The 18,884-nt window shown below is 55.7% G+C and carries 18 protein-coding genes; 11 read left to right on the forward strand and 7 right to left on the reverse strand.

Translation table 11 applies throughout. The annotated features are described in order from the left end of the window. The first annotated feature begins 63 nt into the window (after positions 1-63). From fliJ to KA369_21480, 4 genes are all read left to right on the forward strand, one after another. The gene (gene fliJ / locus KA369_21465) at positions 64-522 is read left to right on the forward strand and encodes a flagellar export protein FliJ (protein MBP7738558.1); all 459 of its coding nucleotides are present in this window, start codon (positions 64-66) and stop codon (positions 520-522) included. A 144-nt stretch (positions 523-666) separates the two neighbouring features. Beyond that, positions 667-1,122, forward strand: a complete 456-nt coding sequence (locus tag KA369_21470) for a lytic transglycosylase domain-containing protein (protein ID MBP7738559.1) — start codon at positions 667-669, stop codon at positions 1,120-1,122. A gap of 21 nt (positions 1,123-1,143) precedes the next feature. Beyond that, the gene (locus KA369_21475) at positions 1,144-1,749 is read left to right on the forward strand and encodes a hypothetical protein (protein MBP7738560.1); all 606 of its coding nucleotides are present in this window, start codon (positions 1,144-1,146) and stop codon (positions 1,747-1,749) included. A 245-nt stretch (positions 1,750-1,994) separates the two neighbouring features. Continuing rightward, complete coding sequence (locus tag KA369_21480) at positions 1,995-2,780, forward strand: GGDEF domain-containing protein (GenBank protein ID MBP7738561.1); 786 nt, start codon at positions 1,995-1,997, stop codon at positions 2,778-2,780. Here KA369_21480 and KA369_21485 read toward each other — a convergent pair. The 5 genes from KA369_21485 to KA369_21505 form a co-directional block, all read right to left on the reverse strand. Beyond that, positions 2,777-3,379: a YihA family ribosome biogenesis GTP-binding protein gene (locus KA369_21485; protein MBP7738562.1), complete on the reverse strand. Its 603-nt coding sequence runs from the start codon at positions 3,377-3,379 to the stop codon at positions 2,777-2,779. The genes KA369_21480 and KA369_21485 overlap by 4 nt on opposite strands. Then, a complete protein-coding gene (locus KA369_21490; GenBank protein MBP7738563.1) occupies positions 3,376-3,816 on the reverse strand; it encodes a GNAT family N-acetyltransferase in 441 nt (146 codons plus the stop codon). Before KA369_21490 ends, KA369_21485 begins: the two co-directional genes overlap by 4 nt. Before the next feature lie 282 nt (positions 3,817-4,098). Next, a complete protein-coding gene (locus KA369_21495; GenBank protein ID MBP7738564.1) occupies positions 4,099-4,875 on the reverse strand; it encodes an enoyl-CoA hydratase/isomerase family protein in 777 nt (258 codons plus the stop codon). 144 nt (positions 4,876-5,019) lie between these two features. After that, positions 5,020-7,125, reverse strand: coding sequence for an ATP-binding protein (locus tag KA369_21500; protein MBP7738565.1), 2,106 nt, complete (start codon positions 7,123-7,125; stop codon positions 5,020-5,022). A gap of 178 nt (positions 7,126-7,303) precedes the next feature. Then, complete coding sequence (locus KA369_21505; protein ID MBP7738566.1) at positions 7,304-7,645, reverse strand: DMT family protein; 342 nt, start codon at positions 7,643-7,645, stop codon at positions 7,304-7,306. Positions 7,646-7,944: 299 nt separating this feature from the next. Here KA369_21505 and KA369_21510 point away from each other — a divergent pair, with 299 nt between their 5' ends. From KA369_21510 to KA369_21540, 7 genes are all read left to right on the forward strand, one after another. Then, the gene (locus KA369_21510; protein ID MBP7738567.1) at positions 7,945-8,709 is read left to right on the forward strand and encodes a hypothetical protein; all 765 of its coding nucleotides are present in this window, start codon (positions 7,945-7,947) and stop codon (positions 8,707-8,709) included. A gap of 8 nt (positions 8,710-8,717) precedes the next feature. Next, entirely contained in the window at positions 8,718-9,671 is a 954-nt protein-coding gene (locus tag KA369_21515; protein ID MBP7738568.1) for a hypothetical protein, read from the forward strand. 272 nt (positions 9,672-9,943) lie between these two features. Beyond that, complete coding sequence (locus KA369_21520; protein ID MBP7738569.1) at positions 9,944-11,029, forward strand: 4Fe-4S binding protein; 1,086 nt, start codon at positions 9,944-9,946, stop codon at positions 11,027-11,029. Positions 11,030-11,172: 143 nt separating this feature from the next. After that, entirely contained in the window at positions 11,173-12,240 is a 1,068-nt protein-coding gene (locus KA369_21525; GenBank protein MBP7738570.1) for an aminopeptidase P family protein, read from the forward strand. 6 nt (positions 12,241-12,246) lie between these two features. After that, positions 12,247-12,810 (forward strand): elongation factor P, encoded by a 564-nt coding sequence (gene efp / locus KA369_21530; protein MBP7738571.1) that lies wholly within the window; start codon positions 12,247-12,249, stop codon positions 12,808-12,810. A 2-nt stretch (positions 12,811-12,812) separates the two neighbouring features. After that, a complete protein-coding gene (locus KA369_21535) occupies positions 12,813-13,040 on the forward strand; it encodes a DUF2273 domain-containing protein (GenBank protein MBP7738572.1) in 228 nt (75 codons plus the stop codon). A 32-nt stretch (positions 13,041-13,072) separates the two neighbouring features. Next, positions 13,073-14,287 (forward strand): hypothetical protein, encoded by a 1,215-nt coding sequence (locus KA369_21540; protein MBP7738573.1) that lies wholly within the window; start codon positions 13,073-13,075, stop codon positions 14,285-14,287. 16 nt (positions 14,288-14,303) lie between these two features. Here KA369_21540 and KA369_21545 read toward each other — a convergent pair whose 3' ends face one another. Continuing rightward, the gene (locus KA369_21545; GenBank protein ID MBP7738574.1) at positions 14,304-16,889 is read right to left on the reverse strand and encodes a SpoIIE family protein phosphatase; all 2,586 of its coding nucleotides are present in this window, start codon (positions 16,887-16,889) and stop codon (positions 14,304-14,306) included. 291 nt (positions 16,890-17,180) lie between these two features. Continuing rightward, positions 17,181-18,737 carry a long-chain-fatty-acid--CoA ligase gene (locus tag KA369_21550; GenBank protein MBP7738575.1) on the reverse strand — a complete coding sequence of 519 codons (1,557 nt, stop codon included), beginning with the start codon at positions 18,735-18,737 and terminating at the stop codon, positions 17,181-17,183. Between the last annotated feature and the right edge of the window lie 147 nt (positions 18,738-18,884).

Here is an 18,884-nt window from a genome sequence, read left to right on the forward strand (position 1 = left end):
CTTTTTTCCAAGCTGAATGGGAGAGGGTGCGCGGAGCGCGGGTGAGGGATAAAGGAGATTCCAATGAAAAAATTCAAGTTCAAGCTCCAGACCCTTCTCGACATACGTGAAGCGCGGGAGCGCGAGATACAGTACGAGCTGGCGAGGATCATAAGCCTGCAGAACCGGGAGCGCGAAAAGCAGGCCGAGCTGCGACGCCGAATCGACGAGCAGAAGGCCTTTTTCGGCGAAAAGCTGAGGCGGGGCGCCTATTCCTCCAGCGAGGCGCTCCTGTTCGAGCGCTTCGTCGATGTGTCCCTCCGGGCCATCGATACCGCCGAGGAGCGGATCAAAAGCATGGAGCCCCAGATACAGGAGGTGCGGACGCGGCTGGTCGAAGCGTCGCGGGCGCGCAAGGTCGTTGAAAAGCTCCGGGAGCGCAAGCGGGCCCAGCACGCCTACGAGGTGAACCGTGAGCTCAACAAGGAGAACGACGAAACGAACCAGAAAATTTACGCAATGCGTAAAAAGGAAACAGCGTAGGACGCCATGATCGACAACATGTACACCGTCATGAAGCGCATCAACGAGATCAGGGGCCGTTTCGGCCTGAATCGACGGCAGGATACGACGCCGGTCGGAACGCAGCCGGGCCGCCAGAGCTACCAGGAATTCCAGAAAAGGGCCATGGCCGCCAGTGACAGCGGCGGGATCACGGCTGCTGACAGCGCCATCGCGGGGATCAAGGGAAATAGCGTGGAGGAGATACGGAAGATCGCCGATTTCTACGCGGCCAAGAAGCTGGTGCCGCCGGCGCTGGTGAAGGCCGTCATCGAGGCGGAATCAAATTTCAATCCCAACGCCGTGTCGCCCAAGGGAGCCAAGGGGCTGATGCAGCTCATGCCGTCGGTCATACGTGACCTGGGTGTCGGGGATCCCTTTGACCCCGGTGAAAATATTGAGGCCGGCGTCTCCCTTTTAAAGGATCTCCTCAAGGAGTATAACGGCGACTATACCAAGGCGCTGGCCGCGTACAATGCCGGGCGACGCGCCGTGAATGAAAAAGGCGGGGTTCCGGATATACCGGAAACCCGCGAATACGTGAAAAAGGTCATAAACGCGTACGTAAAGAACAGCCAGTGAAGCGTAGATAGGAGGACATAAATGAGAAACATATCCAACAGAGCGAAAATCATGTACCTGCTTCTGCTGATCCTGTTCATTTCGGCATGTGGCGTTTTCTGGATGGATTACATAGGACTTTTTAATATTTCGGGATACGTGAACCGCTTCAAGGGCGAGCCGCCCCTGGTGACCGAGGCAAAGGACGACGAGCCGTCGCTGGTGGAGCGGGAGGAATTCGAAAAGGAAAAGCAGAAGCTATCGGAGCGGATCGAGGACCTGGACAAACGCGAGGCCCTGATCGCCGAGAAGGAAAAAGAGATTGATTCCATGAAGGAAAAGATGGAGGAGATGCGCAAGGGCGTTGACCTGGAGAAAAAGAAGCTGGACCAGGAGAAGACCCGGTATTCCGGCTACAAGAAGAACGTAAAGGTCCTGGCTAACAAGATGATCAACATGCCGCCTGAAAGCTCGGTGGATATCATGCTCAACTGGGAGGATCCCCTCATTATAGACGTGCTCAGGCAGATTGACGCAGACGCCCTGGACGTGGGCCGGACAAGCATCACGCCCTATATCATCCAGCTCATGTCCGCGAAAAAGGCCGAGCGGGCCAGCCGCATCATGTACCTCATGACGCAGATTTGATCCTCATCCAACGGCGGATCTTGCAATTTAAAAGGGCGATTGTGAAACCGCCCTTTTTTATTGCCCTGGGACAGGAATGGCTTCGGGCATCCGGAACAATTAAGAAATAAAAACTTGACAACTGGCCAATTCAATTTTTTACTATGAGCAATCGTTTGGGTCACCGGTTCAGCCCGGATGGGCGGTGAAACGGCCCGGTGTCTTCAACAAGGGGGGCGCAACAACAACTTACGACAGGCAGCGGTATGGGCGGCAAAGAAGATCAAGACGAGAAAGAACGGGAACTGGGCAGTTTCGATTTAAACGTCATCAATATCATGACACATCTGTACAAGAGCGGTGCCGTTGATGATGACGTGATGGAAACCCTGCGGATGCTCAATTTTGAATATCACACCCTCCTTGACAAGAACAGCATCCTCGAAGAAAAGGTCAATATAGACTGGAAGACCAATCTGCTGAAATACCGCGATGACTATCTCACCATGATCATTAAGTCCGCGTCACGGACCCTGGACACCGTTCCCAGCGACAAGTATAAAATAACCTACGTGCGTTTCGATATCGATAATTTCTCCAAGCTCAACAACCGCTTCGGCCATGACAAGGGAGATACTGTCCTCGTGGACCTGGCGGAGATACTGAAGGAGAACTCGCGCCCCACCGATTACCTGATCCGATTCGGGGGCGAGGAGTTCGACGTGATGCTTCCCTCGACCGACCTGAAGGGCGGGGTGACCTACCTCGACAAGATGTACAGGAGCTTCAAGTCATTGAAGTACAACTTTGATAATAACGAAGTCCTCGTCACCGTCAGCGCCGGCCTGGCCGTGTTTTCCATGAACTTCGGCAAGCTCAGGCGCATCAAGACGGACAGTACTAAAGAGGAATATTTAAAGCTGCAGAAGGCCGCCGACGACGCCCTCTATGACGCCAAGCTGTCCGGCAAGAACCAGTACAAGATCTACAACGACAAGATCGACTACAAGGATATCCGCTCCAGGTACACGGATATAATCGGCCGCGCCTAATCCGCGGCGGTCGCCGCCGGCGCGGAGTATTCTCCGATCAGCCTCAGAATTTCCCTCCTGCCGTCGCCGCTTTTTGCCGAGCTCGTGAAGAGAGAATCCCGCGAAATGCCGAGGGTCTCGCTGATCTGCCGGATGCGCTGGTCCCGCCGGCTCCGCGAGAGCTTGTCGCATTTCGTGAGGGTTATGGCGGCCGGGATCTCCCTCTGGGAAAGGAGGGAGAGTATTTCCACCTCGTAGTCGTCAGGGGTGCGCCTGATATCGATGAGGAGGAACGCAAGCCTCAGGTTCGACCGCGTCGCGATGTACTTCTTTATGAGGGGAAGAAAGGCCTTCTTCATCTCCAGGGGGACCTTGGCGTAGCCGAAGCCGGGCAGGTCCGCGATGGAGATCGCGTCGTTGAGAACAAAGAAATTGACTGTCTTGGTCACGCCCGGCCTGGACCCGGTCTTCACCAGGTCCTTCTTTTTCATCAGCATGTTGATAAGAGACGATTTTCCCACGTTGGACCGGCCCAGGAATGCGAACTCCGGATAGGAATACCGGGGAAACTGCGATGGGACGCTGCAGCTTTTAAGGAAGTGTACGTCCTGGATCTTCATGGTTCAAGAACCCGTTCCATCAGTATTGCGTCCACATTGTCATAATAACCGGCGCGGCGGCCCGTTTCAACGAAACCGTTTCTGCCGTAAAACATCCGGGCCGTATCATTGTGCTCGCTAACCTCGAGGACGATTTTCACCGGCCTGCGGGTTTCCCGCGTGTCGCTGACAATGCGGTCAAGGAGCCCCGTGGCCAGTCCCCGACGGCGTCGGTCCCTGCTGATGCCGATATCGTTGAGCTGTATCTCGTCGGCGACGATCCAGGCTACGGCAAAGCCGATAATAACGCCGCCGTCTTCCATGACATAGAACCGGGAAAAATTGAGGTCCAGCTCGTCGGCGAACTGCCGCCTGTTCCACCGGGCATGGCCATCCAGCTCGATGGCGCATACGGCGTCGAGATCGGCTTCAGCGGCTTTTCGTATTATCAAATTCATTATTGAGTCCCGACATATAACATTTTTATATTCATTCATTTTAACAATAATTACCCTCACCCGCGCTTTGCGCACGCAGAGCGCTTTTCGGCCGTCCTGGCCGCGCTCGGCACTGCGACCTCCTGTCGGGAGCCTCTCCCATTTAGCGTGGAAGAAAGGAGAGGGTTTATGTATGAGCGGCCTTTAATATATCTCCCCTTCTCCTTTCTTCAATTTTCAATGGGAGAAGGGGACGGGGGATGAGGGGCAAAGCACATATATGCCGGGATGTGTGTGGTATTTCTACTTGTCCTTCGCCACCGGGTCGCGCTTTTCGAGAAAGGCGGCCACGCCTTCGCGCTTGTTTTCGGTTTCGCAGAGCATTCCAAAGGAGTCGCGCTCCAGCTTCAGGGCCGCGGCGAAATCCATGGTGACGCCCCTCCGGATGACATCCATTGCGATCTTGATGGCCGGCCTGCCGCGGAGCGCGATGACCGACGCCAGCTTCTTCGCCTCGTTCACGACTTCGCCCTTGGGGACGCAGCGGTTGACCAGGCCGTACTCGGCGGCCTGCCTGCCGCTGATGAAATTCCCGGAGAGGACGAGCTCGTAGGCGCGGCCGGTCCCGAAGAGCCGCGGCGCGCGCTGCGTGCCCCCGAAGCCGGGGATGATGCCGAGCTTGATCTCGGGGAGGCCCATCTGGGCCGTTTCGTCCACGAGGCGGATGTGGCAGGCCAGGGCCACCTCGGTGCCGCCGCCCAGGGCGTAGCCGTTGATGGCGGCGATAAAGGGCTTGTCCGCGTTCTCGATGATGTTCAGAAGGTCCTGTCCCTGCTTTACCCAGTCGCTACCCGCCTGCTGCGTGTTAAGGTCGAGGAATTCGGGGATATCTGCGCCGGCGATAAAGGCCTTTCCCTCGCCGGTGAACACGACCACGCGGACCGCGTCATCCTTGATGGCCTTTTCCACGGCCTCCTTGATGTCCTTGATGACCTGCGTGCCGAGGGCGTTCATCGGCGGCTTGTTGATGACCATAAGGGCGACGCCCTGGCCGTCTACGGTATAAGTGCATGTTGACATGATCGGCTCCTTGTATGTGGTATTTGCTGTTCATCGCCGCTGGGGGATGAATCAAGTGATCCGGCGTAATGCAGAAAAGTCTTTGTTGATCGGCGATTTTTGTAAACAACTTTTTGATGCTTCGCCCCGGCAGGAGGGCGACAATTAAAACCGCGGCTCTTCCCCGGTGGGTCCATGAAAATATTTCACCACCGTGACCTGGTTTCCCCTGTCATTGAAGGCCATCACGTCGAAGGACTTGCCGGCGATGATGAGGCCCCGTCCGTGGGCGAGGAGGTCCCGGTTTATGGTGTCCAGGGACACGGCCATGACGCTTCGATGGTCGAAGCCCTTTCCCTCGTCCGTTATGCGGTAAGCCACCATGGCCGGTGACAGCGAATACTCTATGATCACTTTTTTCCCTCGGTACAGGGGGTCTTTCTGGCGGTCGCGCACGAATTCCAGGTAGGAGCGGCCTGCCAGCGCGGCGGATTTCTCGCTGAACTCTATGTCCAGATTGCCATGCTCGATGGCGTTGATGATCATTTCCAGGAGGCCTGTTTTTACCGATTGTATGCCAGGCTGGTCCAGGTGCTTGCCCAGGTTTTTCACCAGGCGCTGGCAGAGGAGCTCGGCATGGCTGAAGTTGTTGTCAATGTAGTATACCTGGCGCTCGTTGTCCATGAGGTTCAGGACGATGTCGTCCGTCACGACGGAAGCGGTGCCGAATATGCCGGCTTTCCCGTCTGATGTGATGTAATCGAGCTTCACCGACAGCGTCACCGGGTCCCGGTGGTATTTTGTCTTGAAATCGCTCCTGAAGGTTATCGATGTATTGTCCTTCCCCAGGCCGGCAAGGTATTCCTCAAAGATGTCCCGGTGCCTGCCGACCTCATTTTCAACGCTCGGGTCTATATAATCAAGGAAGCCGGTATCAAGCACCTCCCGCGGATCGTAACCCAGCAGCTTTTGCATAGCCTTGTTTACGGCAATGAAGCGGAACTTCTCATCGAGGTTGAAGATTATATCATTGGAACTTTCGAGAAGATGTATGTATTTCCGCTGCGCCTCTTCCACCTGGAGCCTCATGAGGTTAAGGCGGTCGGCCAGGCCGAGGGAAAGAAGAATGACCATGGCCACCCACCCGGCCTGGAGGCTGTAATTTGTTATAATATTTCCAGGGATGAAACCATATGTTTTCATGATATACAGTATCACGCCTATTATGAGAATGCATACGGCGGTAAGGAAGGACCGGGCTGTGCGCGACTTTTTCACCAGGGTGAGTATCGCCAGGATATAAATGCAATAGAACATGCTCGCGAGGGTTATGGCCGTAGTGGCCAGGATGCTGAACCGGTAAATCCGTATCACAAGGGTGGAAATACCGGCGGTAAAGCAGAGGACGATGAGCAACGTGAGGATGATGTCCGCACGGGGCATTAATTTCCGCAGGTCCACATAATACCTGCCGAATTGAAGGAAAAACGCGGTGGTAAGCCCTATCATGACCGGGTTGTTGTACCGCTCCCACCAGGGATTTCCCGGCCAGAGGTGCTGGAACGACATGCCGTTCAGGCCCATGGCGAGGAAGAGCATGAAGGCGATCGAAAGCATATAATACAGGTAGCCGATATCCTTCACGGAAAAGAACAGGATGAGGTGGTACATGACCATGACCAGGAGCATGCCGTAAAAGATCCAGAGAAGGGCCGATTCCCGATCGTCCTTCCGCTTGAACATGTCAGGCGCGTACAGGGCAAGATCGATGTTGAGGGCGCTATCGGACCGGAACCGAAGATAGCAGGTGATCGTTTTTCCATCCTTGATCGGCAACGGGAATACAAATGTTCTGTAGTCGAGGGGCCTGTGGGAGAAAATGTAACTGTGGCCGGTTTTATATACCGTGAGGGAGGCGCCGTCGTCAATATAGCAATCGATGAAGCTGATCAGGGGATAGTTCTGTTCAAGGTAGCAGGTAAAATCGGCGCCGGTGTTGTTTGCGACGCTGAAACGGACCCAGCAGGCCGTCCTGGTGAAGCCGAGTCCGAGAGATTCGTTGGCGGACATCCGCCAGTTCAGCGGGTCGCCGGTACCGTCCTTTCGCGTTTTCGCGCGAACATCCTCTATGCCAAGGCGCCCGTCCGGATCGGTCAGATACTCGATGCCGGGGCCGAGGGGCGTCTTCCTGAAACTCTTCTCAAGGGTAACCGTCGCGGACAGTGCGTCTATCGATATGAAAATGATAAATGCGAGCACTGATAGCTTCATGCCTGGGAAATCAACCTCCTTGCCAATATCTCCTGGTATGCGGTCACCATCGGGGAACCGGATTATTCGTTCAAAGTACAGGTGTATTGCCGATCGTTGTCAATGATAAAAAAAGCGGGGAGCAATGGCGCGATGTACGGAAGAGAGGCGGGGCTTCTCTGAAAAGTGCCCCCGCGTATCAGCCTTTAAAAATAAAATATACCGCTCCCATGAGGCAGAGCCCGGCCCAGAGGTAGTTCAACCGTATCGGCTCCTTCATGTAAATGAGGGCGAAGGGGACGAATACTGACAGGGTGATAACTTCCTGAAGGATCTTCAGCTGCGGCAGCGACAGTGTCGTGTACCCGATCCTGTTCGCCGGCACCTGCACCAAGTACTCGAAAAGGGCGATTCCCCAGCTGGCGAAGGCGGCGATGTACCAGGCGAAATTGTTAAGGTTCTTCAGGTGGGAATACCACGCGAAGGTCATGAAGATATTGGAAATGGTAAGAAGGATGATCGTTTTTGCTATGACGGGCATGTCGTTCTCCGGATGCGATAGACTATAGGGTGAAAGAAATACCGCGCCTCGAAAAAGCAAGGATATTTTTCGGATTTTTTTGAACTTAACGCCATAGAGCCGGCGCGACATTCGGTTTAAAATCAATGGTATTGTTTGGACATCGGGTAGCAGTATTTTTTTAGGGAGGGCCCATGCCCCCTCCCTAATTTACGAGTGCTACCCGGACATCGCAAAAGTAAAAAAACCTTGCATTTTCTCGATAAGGACCGCATTAATGAAGGGCGCGGATACTGATAATTTTCGGGGAGGTTCATGCCATGCCATCCAGATTGCGTCTGGCCGTGGCCTTTTTCGCGGTATTCATCGAGATAAACCTGATGATGATTACCATAGTCTATACCGTTAACTATTACAAGATGTCGCCGGCATCCTTTATCGTCAATGTCCTGGGCTGGTCCCTGGCGCTGATAGCGGTCGGGTTCCTTGTGAAATCGGCCCTGAAATCCAATGCAGTATTCATATTCCCCTTCCTGTGCGTCATGGCCTCCCTGGTCGTGGCCGTATCATTCAATAATACCTTTACCATTCTCACCGGCAAAGAGGTGAAGAACGTGTCAGTGGCGGACGCGGAATCGTATAGGGATGCGGCGGTCATCGGCTTCAGGGACGGCAGGCTGGAAAGCGGATACATGGGGGTGCATGTCGACCGGAATATGTCGCGGAAGTCTTCTTCCGCCTCGACGTATTATGCCGTACCCTATGTTCCCGATTCCTGGGATAAGAGCCGGCCGGTCACGGTCTGGGTATTATGCAAATACAGCACGGATGCCTGCCTGGCCAATACCCGCACGGCCGTGGTCAAGGATGTCTTTCCCGGAGGAGTGAAGGAGGCCGAGGAGAAGTACGGCCTGAAATCCGACCCGAAGGCGCTGACGGTCCACTGGATCGCCGATGCCGGCAGCGAAATAGCAAGGGGCAGGCTCGTGATCATGGCCGGAATGGCCGCCGTCAACGCGGCATGGCTTCTGGTATTCCTCGCCTCGGTCTTTTGGCACTACCGCGGGGGACGGCAGGGCGCATAGAAATCATCATGGATCGGCAAGCATCTTTTTTCCGGAAGTATATCTTCCGCCTCAACCTGGATGAGCTGTTATTCGACATTTTTCTCATCGCCTACGCCGAGTTCTTCCTGTACAGGTTCGTCACCGGCGGCAAGTGGCTTGTCGAGATCCTCTCCATGAAAACCCTTCTTCTCGGCGGCGTGTTCATCGATTTTTTTATCATCTGGTACCTTGGCATTATCCTCAAGGAATACCTGGGCTATTACAAGAAGCCCCTTGTCATAGTGATGTACGGTATCGCCGCCCTCTGGATCGTGTGCGCCCTCCATATAGGCATCGCGAAGAATGTCTTTGACATTTTCGGCAAACCGGATTTTATCGTGATGTCCGTGTTCGCTTATCTCATGGTCACGGTGGGCATCGGCGGCGGCATCGTCTTCGCCGGCACCGAAGTGCAGCGGGGCGGGGGAACGCCGGTGGCTGCCGTACGGGCGCGGGCGCTGAAGATTCTCCTTCCCTTCGGCATGTGGGCCATGAACATATACCTCATCTACTATCTCCTCGATGCCCTGCGAATGAAATACATCCTTATCGGTATACCCCTCTGGGCGCTCTTTACCTTCCTCGAATTCTACCTGCTCTGGATTATCGAGAAGCGCTTGAGAAAGGGCGCGTCCGCTGAGTGGGGGCCTTCCGGGGCGGACACGGTTTTCAGGAAGTTTATTTTCCCTGTCATCGCGGTCACGCTTCTCTGTCTCTGGGACGAGATCTTTCTCTGGGGAAGCATCACCCGGGCGTTGAAGAACGGGAATACCCCCTCCATGGGCGGCACCCTGGCCTATCTCACCCTCGCCGGGATCGTGCCGATGCGTGTCATCCTGGTCTTCCAGCCACCGCTGAGCCTGGTCAACCTCGCCATCGGCGTGGGTTCCATGGGATACTTCCTCTATTCCGTGGCATTGCTTATCAAAGGGTTTGCCTGAACAATATGTGGAAAAAAGAAAAATTTCTCGCGGAGCCGCCGAGTCGCAGAGTTCAAATGATTCGCCCATGGTATTCAATAACGGCATAGACCGGGGTAATGGATTTCATTGTATTGATTCTTTATTATTCTCTGCGCCTCTGTGTCTCTGCGAGAACCCCCGATCCGGTGTTATGGAAAATCCTGAATACAAATCTGGAAAAAATACTTGCATTTAAACATAACACTGTTATGTTTGGATTGATTTTATGATATTAACCGGCGAGGTGCACCATGGCAGATGATGTATACTACAGGCTCAGGGATATTCTTGACAAGATGCCCAACGGCTACCCATCCACTGATGACGGTCTTGAGATAAAAATCCTTAAAAAGATATTCACCGAGGAGGAAGCGGAGGTCGCCACGAAGATGCGGATGAAATTCGAGACCGCGGAGGCCATGGCGGCGCGGACCGGCCTCGACGTAGAATACCTGAAAAAAATGCTCCCCCAAATGGCCAATAACGGCCAGATCTTCGGCGTCACCATCGGGGGCGCGAAGATATACAAGCTGGCGCCCTTCGTGTTCGGGGTCTATGAATGGCAGGTATACCGCCTCGACCGGGAGCTGGTCGACTTGTGCGAGGAGTATTTCGAGCGCGGGTTCGGCGAATATTTCTGGAGCAAGACCCCGGCCCTGACGAAAGTAGTCCCCGTGGAACAGGAGATACCCGCCGGCTCCGTCGTGGAGCCGTACGAATCCATTACCGGATTGATCGAAAAGGCGAAATCATGGGCCGTGGGCGACTGCATTTGTAAAAAGGAAAAGATGATCCTCGGAGAAAAGTGCGACAATCCGATGGAAGTGTGCATGGCGCTCTCCCCGATAGAGAACATGTTCGAGGGCTACTTCTGGGGAAGGCCCATCACCAAGGAGGAGGCCTATGCGGTTCTGAAAAAAGCCGAGGATTCCGGCCTTGTTCACATGATCTCCAACACGAAGGAAGGGCACATCTTTATCTGCAACTGCTGCGGCTGCTGCTGCGGCATCCTCCGGGGCGTCAATCAACTCGGCCTGGATTCCGCCATGGCGCGCTCCAATTACCGGGCCGTGGTGGACGAGAACCTCTGCACCGCCTGCGGCGCCTGCCGTGACCGGTGCCAGGTAAAAGGGGTCATCGAAATCGGCGGCACCGCCATGATCAGCGACCGCTGCATAGGGTGCGGCCTCTGCGTGTCATCGTGCCCCCTCGAAGCGATAAAAATGACAAGAAAAGAGGACGCCGATATCGAATATGTGCCGATAGATGAAAAAGAGTGGAACAAAAAGCGGGCCGAGGGCCGCGGCAGGGACGACTACAAGGAACTGCTGAAATAACATGGTGCATTGCCCGGCAGCCCCCCATCTCTATCCATCTCCCCCCTGAATCCCCCGGAGGGGAACTTGTATTGTTAATATTGATCAGTGAAGCCCCCGCCAGGGGTTTTTAGGGGGGACAGATTACGGCAAGGATATGCCATATGCGTTTAAAGAAACTGAAAAGAGCTCTCCAGGACCGGGGGGCGCTCCCCTACCTTGTCACTGACCTGGTGAACGTGCGCTACCTCACCGGTTTTTCCGGATCCTACGCGAGCCTGGTCATCGGCAGTGAACGGTCCTATTTCATATCCGATTCGCGGTACGAGGAGTACGCCCGCTCCATCATGCCGAAGGGCGTGGAATTCGTCCTCCAGAAAATAGACTTTCTTGAAACGCTGAAATCGGTCCTGAAGACCATCGGCGCGAGGGAGCTGTTCCTCGAAGAGCACTCAACCCCCTTTTCCGTGTACCGTAACATGAAGAGGAACCTGAAAGGCGTGAAGCTCATGCCGGGCGGCGACGAGGTGAACACAGTCCGCATGGTGAAGGACGAGGACGAGCTCGCCATTCTCAGGGAGGCCGCGAAGATCACCGACGCCTGCGTCGAGCATCTCAAGAAGATCATCAGGCCTGGGGACGGGGAGTGGGACATCGCCGTGGAGATCGAGCATTTCTACCGGAAGCACGGCTGCCGAAAGACTTCCTTCGACTGCATCATCGCCTCCGGCCCGGGCTCGTCGATGCCGCACTACGCCACCTCCATGACCAAGAAGGTGCGGGCCGGGGAGGTCATCCTCATCGACATGGGGTGCGAGTTCCGGGGCTATAATTCAGACTTGACAAGAACCATGTTCATTTCTAATGTTGACCCCGCCCTTGAGCGCATATACCGCATTGTCCAGCAGGCCCAGGAGGCGGCCGTTGACGCGGTGCGGCCCGGGATCACCACCGGGAAGCTTGACGCGGCGGCGCGGGACATCATTGCGGAAGCCGGCTACGGCGACCGTTTCGGCCATTCCCTCGGTCACGGGATCGGCATGGAGGTCCATGAGCTGCCGGCCATCAAGCTGGGAGACCTGAAGCTGAAAAGGAACATGGCCATCACGATCGAGCCCGGCATATATGTGCCCGGCGTCGGCGGCGTCCGCATAGAGGACATGGTCGTGGTCACCGCGAAGGGGCGCGAGGTTCTGACCAAATCATCGAAAGACATCATTGTTATAGGATAGTTGAATATGATCTCTGTAAACGATCTCAGACGCGGACACGTCATAATTATCGACAAGGAATTATTTTCCGTCATCGAGCAGCAGCACCACAAGCCCGGCAAGGGCGGCGCCATCGTCAGGGTCAAGATGCGCAACGTCAGGAAGGGTAACGTCATAGACCGGACCTGGAACGCCGGCGTCATGATAGAGGACGTGCGCCTCGAAAAGCGGCCCATGCAGTATCTCTACCGCGAGGGGGACTCGGTGGTGTTCATGGACACCGAGACCTTCGACCAGGAGCATGTTCCGGCCGACGCCATCGGGGACGCCCTGCAGTTCATGAAGGAAGAGGATGTTGTCCAGATAGCCTTTTACGAAGGCGAGGCGCTCACCATCGAGCCTCCCGCGTCGGTGGTGCTCAAGGTCACCTATGCGGAGCCGGGCCTGCGCGGCGACACGGCGACCAACGTGCGCAAGCCCGTCAAGGTCGAGACCGGCGCGGAGGTCAAGGTCCCGCTCTTCGTCAACGAGGGCGATTACATCAAGATCAACACCGAGACCGGGGAATATATCGAGCGGGTTAAGATGTAGGCATGGATTTCTTCGAACAGATCGCCGACTGGATAAAGAAGAACCCCGGGAAAACCATCGGCGCCGCCTTCGGCTTTGTCATCGGGATTCTCCTGCTCACCATCGGGTGGTGGAAGACCCTCATCGTTCTCCTCCTGGCCTTCATCGGCTTCATCATCGGCAAGTCCCGCGATGAAAATATCCCTGTCGTGGACATGATTACCTCCTTTTTTCGGCGAAATCGTGATTGACGGAGCGACCGCGGTGGTTTCATAATCAATCCGTGGACTCGGCACAGGTACATTACCGCCTCATAAGGGACGCCTACGGCTCCCTTGACAGGAAGAAATACCAGGAAGCCATACTGGTGCTGGAGAAGGTGCTCGCGTCGGGCGCCGGGGACATCTACGTTCTGCTCCTTCTTTCCGTGGCCTACCTGCACACCGACCAGTTCGGGAAGCTCGCCCGCTTCGTCGTCAAGATGCGGGAGATGAACAGGTCCTACATGCCCCTCATCCAGCTCGACGCTTTCCTGAAGCTTAAATCCGCCGCGACGCGGGAAGAGGCGCTGAAGCTCTACATCGAGCTCATGGCGAAATTTCCGGCGGACGCCCATATCCACCGCGGCCGCACCCTGGTCAGCGAAGCGGAGGATTTCCGCGAGCTCCAGAAGAACGCCCGCCTCCAGGATTTTGTCAGCATCCCGCCTCCGCCGAAGACACTGAAAACCGCGGCCAAAAACAGGGCCTATATCGGTATGCTGGAGAAGCGGGGGATACGCATCCTCCGCGAGGGCGGCGCTTCCCGGCGCCGCATCGCCATTGCAGCCGCGGCCGTCATCCTTGCCGTCATCCTGGCGCTCCTGGCCGTATGGCTCTATTCGGGGCCGGGGCTCTTCACCGGAGCCGTACGGGGGCTGCGCGCGAAGCACCGCGATTACAGCGGCATCGACCGGGTGGCCCTGGGCGGCACCGAATTCGACCTGGTCAAAAAAATGGGCCGGGACCGCGTCCCCGTCTATTACCGGTCGGTGCGCGACGTCACGAACGATTTCGACCGCGCCCGGAGGCTCATCAAGGCGGAAAAGCACAATGACGCCCTTTTCATCCTGAACGGCCTCTACAACAGCAATGTCAATTTCGTGGTGAAGGAAAAGGTCGCCTTTCTCATCAAGTTCGTCACCGACCTGGAGGACCGGGAGTTCGCCGCCGTGCCCTATGGAGACATAGAAAAGAAGAGGTACCGGTACCGGGGATTCGCGGTGCGCTGGAAGGGCAGGGTGGTGAAAATCAGGGAACGGGACGAGAGCCAGCACCTCGCCGTACGTCTTGACGGGCCGGAGGGAAAATCCGGCGGCGAAATCGACGTCTACTCACCGAAGCTCGTTCCGGGACTGTCAGGCGGAACGTCCATCATGTTGGAAGGGGTCATCATGGATTTCATCGGCAAGGAAAAACGAGCCTATGTCGTGTCGAAGAATATCCTGAAGGTGAAGTGATGTCCGCGGCGCCCCGTCATGTTTTCCTGATGATGACCATGGTGACGTCGTCGATGCACTGAAATCCCTCGAGCTCCTCCAGTACGGCGTCACGTATTTCCTCCGCGCTCCGGTTGTGGTTGCACAGGAGTATGTCGGCCAGCCGGTCCTGCCCGAACATGTCAAGCCGGGGATTGCGGCGATTGCGGACGCTCCCCTTGCGCCACGATTCGGTGATGCCGTCCGTGTAAAGGAGCATCACGTCGCCCCGTTCAAGGTTCAGCTCCCTGTCCTCGGGATTGTATTCGAGCAGGTCCTTCAGGCCCAGCAGGATGCCGGCGGGCCGGAACGCCTCAACGCGCTTTGACAGCGATCGGTAAATCAGGATATCCTGGTGAAGGCCCGACACGGTAAGTCTCCCGCTGCTCAGGCAGGCGATGACCGTTATGGTCATGTACTTGTCTTCCCTCAGCTTTTTTATGTTATCGGTGATGACCGTGTTGACGCGCTCCAGAAGGTTGGAGGGCCTGATGCCCGGGTTGCCCGCGAGGATCGTGTGAATGGAGGTCTGCACCATCATCATGATGATGCCGGCCGGAACCCCGTGGCCGGAAACGTCACCGATAACGACCCAGTCCATGCCGCCCTGGTTGATGATGTCATAGTAGTCGCCTCCCACCATTTCCGCGGGGGCCATGTAGGCGGTGACCTCGTATCCATCCATCCGCGGATGATCCGGCACCAGGATGGTCTGCATCTTCCGCGCCAGCTCCATCTCGCTCCATATGGTGTCGCACGCCTTTTCCAGCTCCAGGGTGCGCTCATTGACCATCTTTTCCAGGTTTTCCGCGTAATCGGAGAGGGCCTCCCGGGACATCTGGAGGGTGCCGGCCATTTCGTTGAAATTATGGGAAATGTAGCCAAGCTCGTCATTGACCGTGATGGGAATCGCGATATCGTAGTTCCCCTCCCGGACACGATTTATCGCGTCAAGGAGTCGCTTCAGGGGCCTGACATAGGCGCCGAGAAAGAAGAAGCGGAAGCCGAGGAATATCGCCGCAATGATGACGGCGAATATGATGATATGCTTCTTCGCGGTGCGATGGTGGAATTCGCGATAGGCGCGATAGTCAAAGGCCGCCTCATGGAGGACCTTCCGGACGGGATCGAACTCCATGAAGGCGATATGGTGAGTCATTCCGTCCGCGCCGGTACGATAGCGCCTCTGTCCGACAGGACGCATCGGCGAGAGGAAACCGAGTACCTCCCGCTTCAGCTCGGGTCCGTCGGCCCGCGCGGCCGCGATGTGGGAGAGAATGGCTCCGCTGAAATGCTCCATGCCGCCATGGCTGCCGTGAAGGTGATCCCGGAGACGGCCGGCAAAGCCATGGTCCGGCAATTTTGATATCCCGACGGCCATCGAGGCGACACGGAGCTGAAGCGAGTCGATCTCCCCGATGATTTCCGCGCCGGGGTCGGTCGTATCGGCCGGAAGACGGTCGACCTTCGCCAGGATTGCGGCGCGGTATCCGCCGAAGAATGGGGGCGTGACGTCCAGTATTTTATGAATCTCATCACGAAATGAAGTGAGTGATCGCGCACCGATGAGCCTGATACGCTCGAGGAGGACCGTGTTGAAATATTCGCTCCGCAGGGACTGGAAATCAATGGCCGTGCCTGACATGGCGCCTTTCCGCATTTCCGTACGATCGTCCCCGCAGCTGTATTCGACCAGGTAGGAGAGGTCAGGGACGGTCCGGTTCGTGTCCATGACTATGACCATGTCGTTTTTCTTCAGCGTATCATAGAAGGCATCAAGGCTTCTCAGGGAGAAGTAGGATACGGCCTGGATCATGATCAGCAGGGTTGCGTAGCTGATGCCGAGTATCTTCACCAGGAGGCTGGTGCGCTCCTTGGTGGTGTTGAAGAAAATGACGAACACGGCGAAGAAACCGATGACGGTGGAGATGTACTGGGTGATCTGGTACGTGCCCCGGTCAAGGATGCCGTTTCGGCTGAGGAGATTGGCAATGGCGGGGATCATGATGCTGATGAAAATGAACATCAGTATGGATAATATGGTCCAGCGAAGACCGGATTTTATGATGATAATCCGCCACAGGCCAACGGCAAACAAGAGTATCAGGTACGCAATGATCAGTATCGCGATATAGGTGCTTATGGCGTCGGCGTCAAAATCCCAGTAGTGGCCGGCGAAGTGATAAATCTTCGGGGAATGGTAGGTGATAATCGCAAATGCGACACATGACGCTCCCGAGACGAAATAGAGCACCATGCCGAGAATACGGCCCGCGCGGGGATATTTTTCCTCGGGGAGGTTCAGAAGTGAAAGGATGAAGTGTATCTCCGCAAAGGTGACGAACCCCGCGGTAATCCACCGGTGATAGGCCGCCGCCGGATGATAGACCATGGCGGCGATAACGTACCCGAAAAAGAAGAGCGCCATCATTATATAGGTGGTGCCAAGATGCAGGGTCGCCTTCGATTTTCGGGGCACCATCAGGAGGATTGTCCCCAGCGAAAGCATGAAGGTGGCCGGGATCAGGGCGCAGACGGAATAGAAGTTATGATAGATAGAGGCAATGATGCCGCTTGGTTCCATTGGCGTTATGGCGTATTAGGTGATTTCGTTCCTGCCCTGCCTCATTCGATATCGCATCACCGCCGGGACCCGGCCTCCGTGACGCAAAGTACGGCATAACCGATAAAGCCATAAAAGAAAAAACGGGATTAGTGTACGGGCTGGAATGAAAATTATCAATCAATATTTTTCCCCGGGGAATATTTCCGCTGCGGTGGCCGGTGAAGCAAACAGGGCGCTTGTGGCGCCCTGTTGTCATATATTGTATACTGAGGGTTCCAGGGATGGCACCCTCAGCCGCTTCTCCGGGGATCAGTTCACCGAAGCGAACATTTCTTTCAGCTCCCGTTTTAAAATCTTCCCCGAAGGGTTCTTCGGCAGACTGTCCGCGAGAATGATTCTCTTGGGGCACTTGAACCCGGCAAGATTATTCTTGCAGTAGTCGATGATATCTTTTTCGGACGCGCCGGAGCCTTTTTTCAGTACGACCACCGCCGCGACCAGCTCTATCCATTTCGGGTCGGGAAGGCCGATAACGGCCGCCTCTGCGATATCGGCGTGCTGGTAAAGCACTTCCTCCACCTCGCGGGACGCCACGTTCTCCCCTCCGGTCTTGATCATGTCCTTCTTGCGGTCCACCACGTAGAGGAATCCGTCCTCGTCGAACCTGCCCAGGTCGCCGCTGTGGAACCAGCCGTTGGCGAAGGCCTCCTTTGATTTTTCCTTATCGTTCAGGTATCCGGTCATGACCTGGCCGGAGCGGTGCACGATCTCGCCCACGGAGCCGACGGGGACGAAGTTGCCGTCATCGTCCATCAGGCGGGTCTCGACGTTGATGACCGCCTTGCCGGCCGAGCCGGGCTTCTGGAGCTGGTCCTCGGGCTTGAGGATGGTCGCGACCGGTCCCATCTCGGTCTGGCCGTAGTAATTCCAGAGGCGGAGCCCCGGGAACGTGTCGGACAGCTGCTTGATGATCTCCACCGGCATGATGCTGGCGCCGTAGGCGGCCTTCTTGAGGCTTGACAGGTTGAAGTCCCGCAGGCGCGGATGGTTGAGCAGGCCTATCCAGACCGTGGGGGGCGCAAACATGTGGGTGACCTTGTATTTCTCGATGCACCGCATCATCTCCAGCGGATCCGCCTTGTGCAGAATTATATTCTCGGCCCCGGTATAGAGAAAGGGCATGAGGAAGCAGTGGAGCTGGGCGCAGTGAAACAGGGGGAGGCCGTGGAGGCTCACGTCCTGCGCCTCGTACTGGCCGTCTATCATGCAGCTGAAGTACTGGGTCATGAGGGCCCGGTGGGACAGCATGGCGCCCTTGGGCCTGGATTCGGTGCCGCTGGTGTAGGGGATCTGGACGATATCCTCGGCTTCAACCGCGACATCGGGATCGTCCGCCGGCACGGCGGACATTTCATAGTCAAGGTCAAAGAAGCCCGAGGGGATATCGGAACCCGCCAGGGGTATCAGCCCCCATGACTTTATGTTTTTGAAGAGATTGTTCTTTGACTGGATCACGGGAAGCAGGGAGTCTTCCACGAGGAATATGTTAGCCCCGGAATGGGTGACCACGTAATCGATCTCTTCGGCGTTGAGCATGAAATTGATCGGCACCTGGATTGCGCCTATTTTTGCGAGTCCCAGGAGGCTTATGGGATAGTGATGGGAATTGTAAGAATTTATGGCTACCTTGTCACCCTTTTTGACACCCAGTCGGATCATCAGATTGGCAAAGGAGCATGCCTTTCGCTCAAGGTCGGCAAATGAAAAGTTTTTGTCTCTAAAAACTATGGCTGTTTTATCATTGAATTTTGCCGCTGCTCTTCGGGAAATATCTCCTAAGGTATCTCTACTCATCTTATTGGACATGTGACGCCTCCATGTCTAGGTTTATGTCCAATCCTGTAACCGACATATTGTCTGTCTATAATTATATCTGGATCCTACTAACTGATTTTTGTGATTTTTCCCATAATGAAATCCATGATGCTTTAGGGGAGTTTGCCGATAGTTATC

The organism is Spirochaetota bacterium (assembly GCA_017999915.1).
GTDB lineage: Bacteria > Spirochaetota > UBA4802 > UBA4802 > UBA5550 > RBG-16-49-21.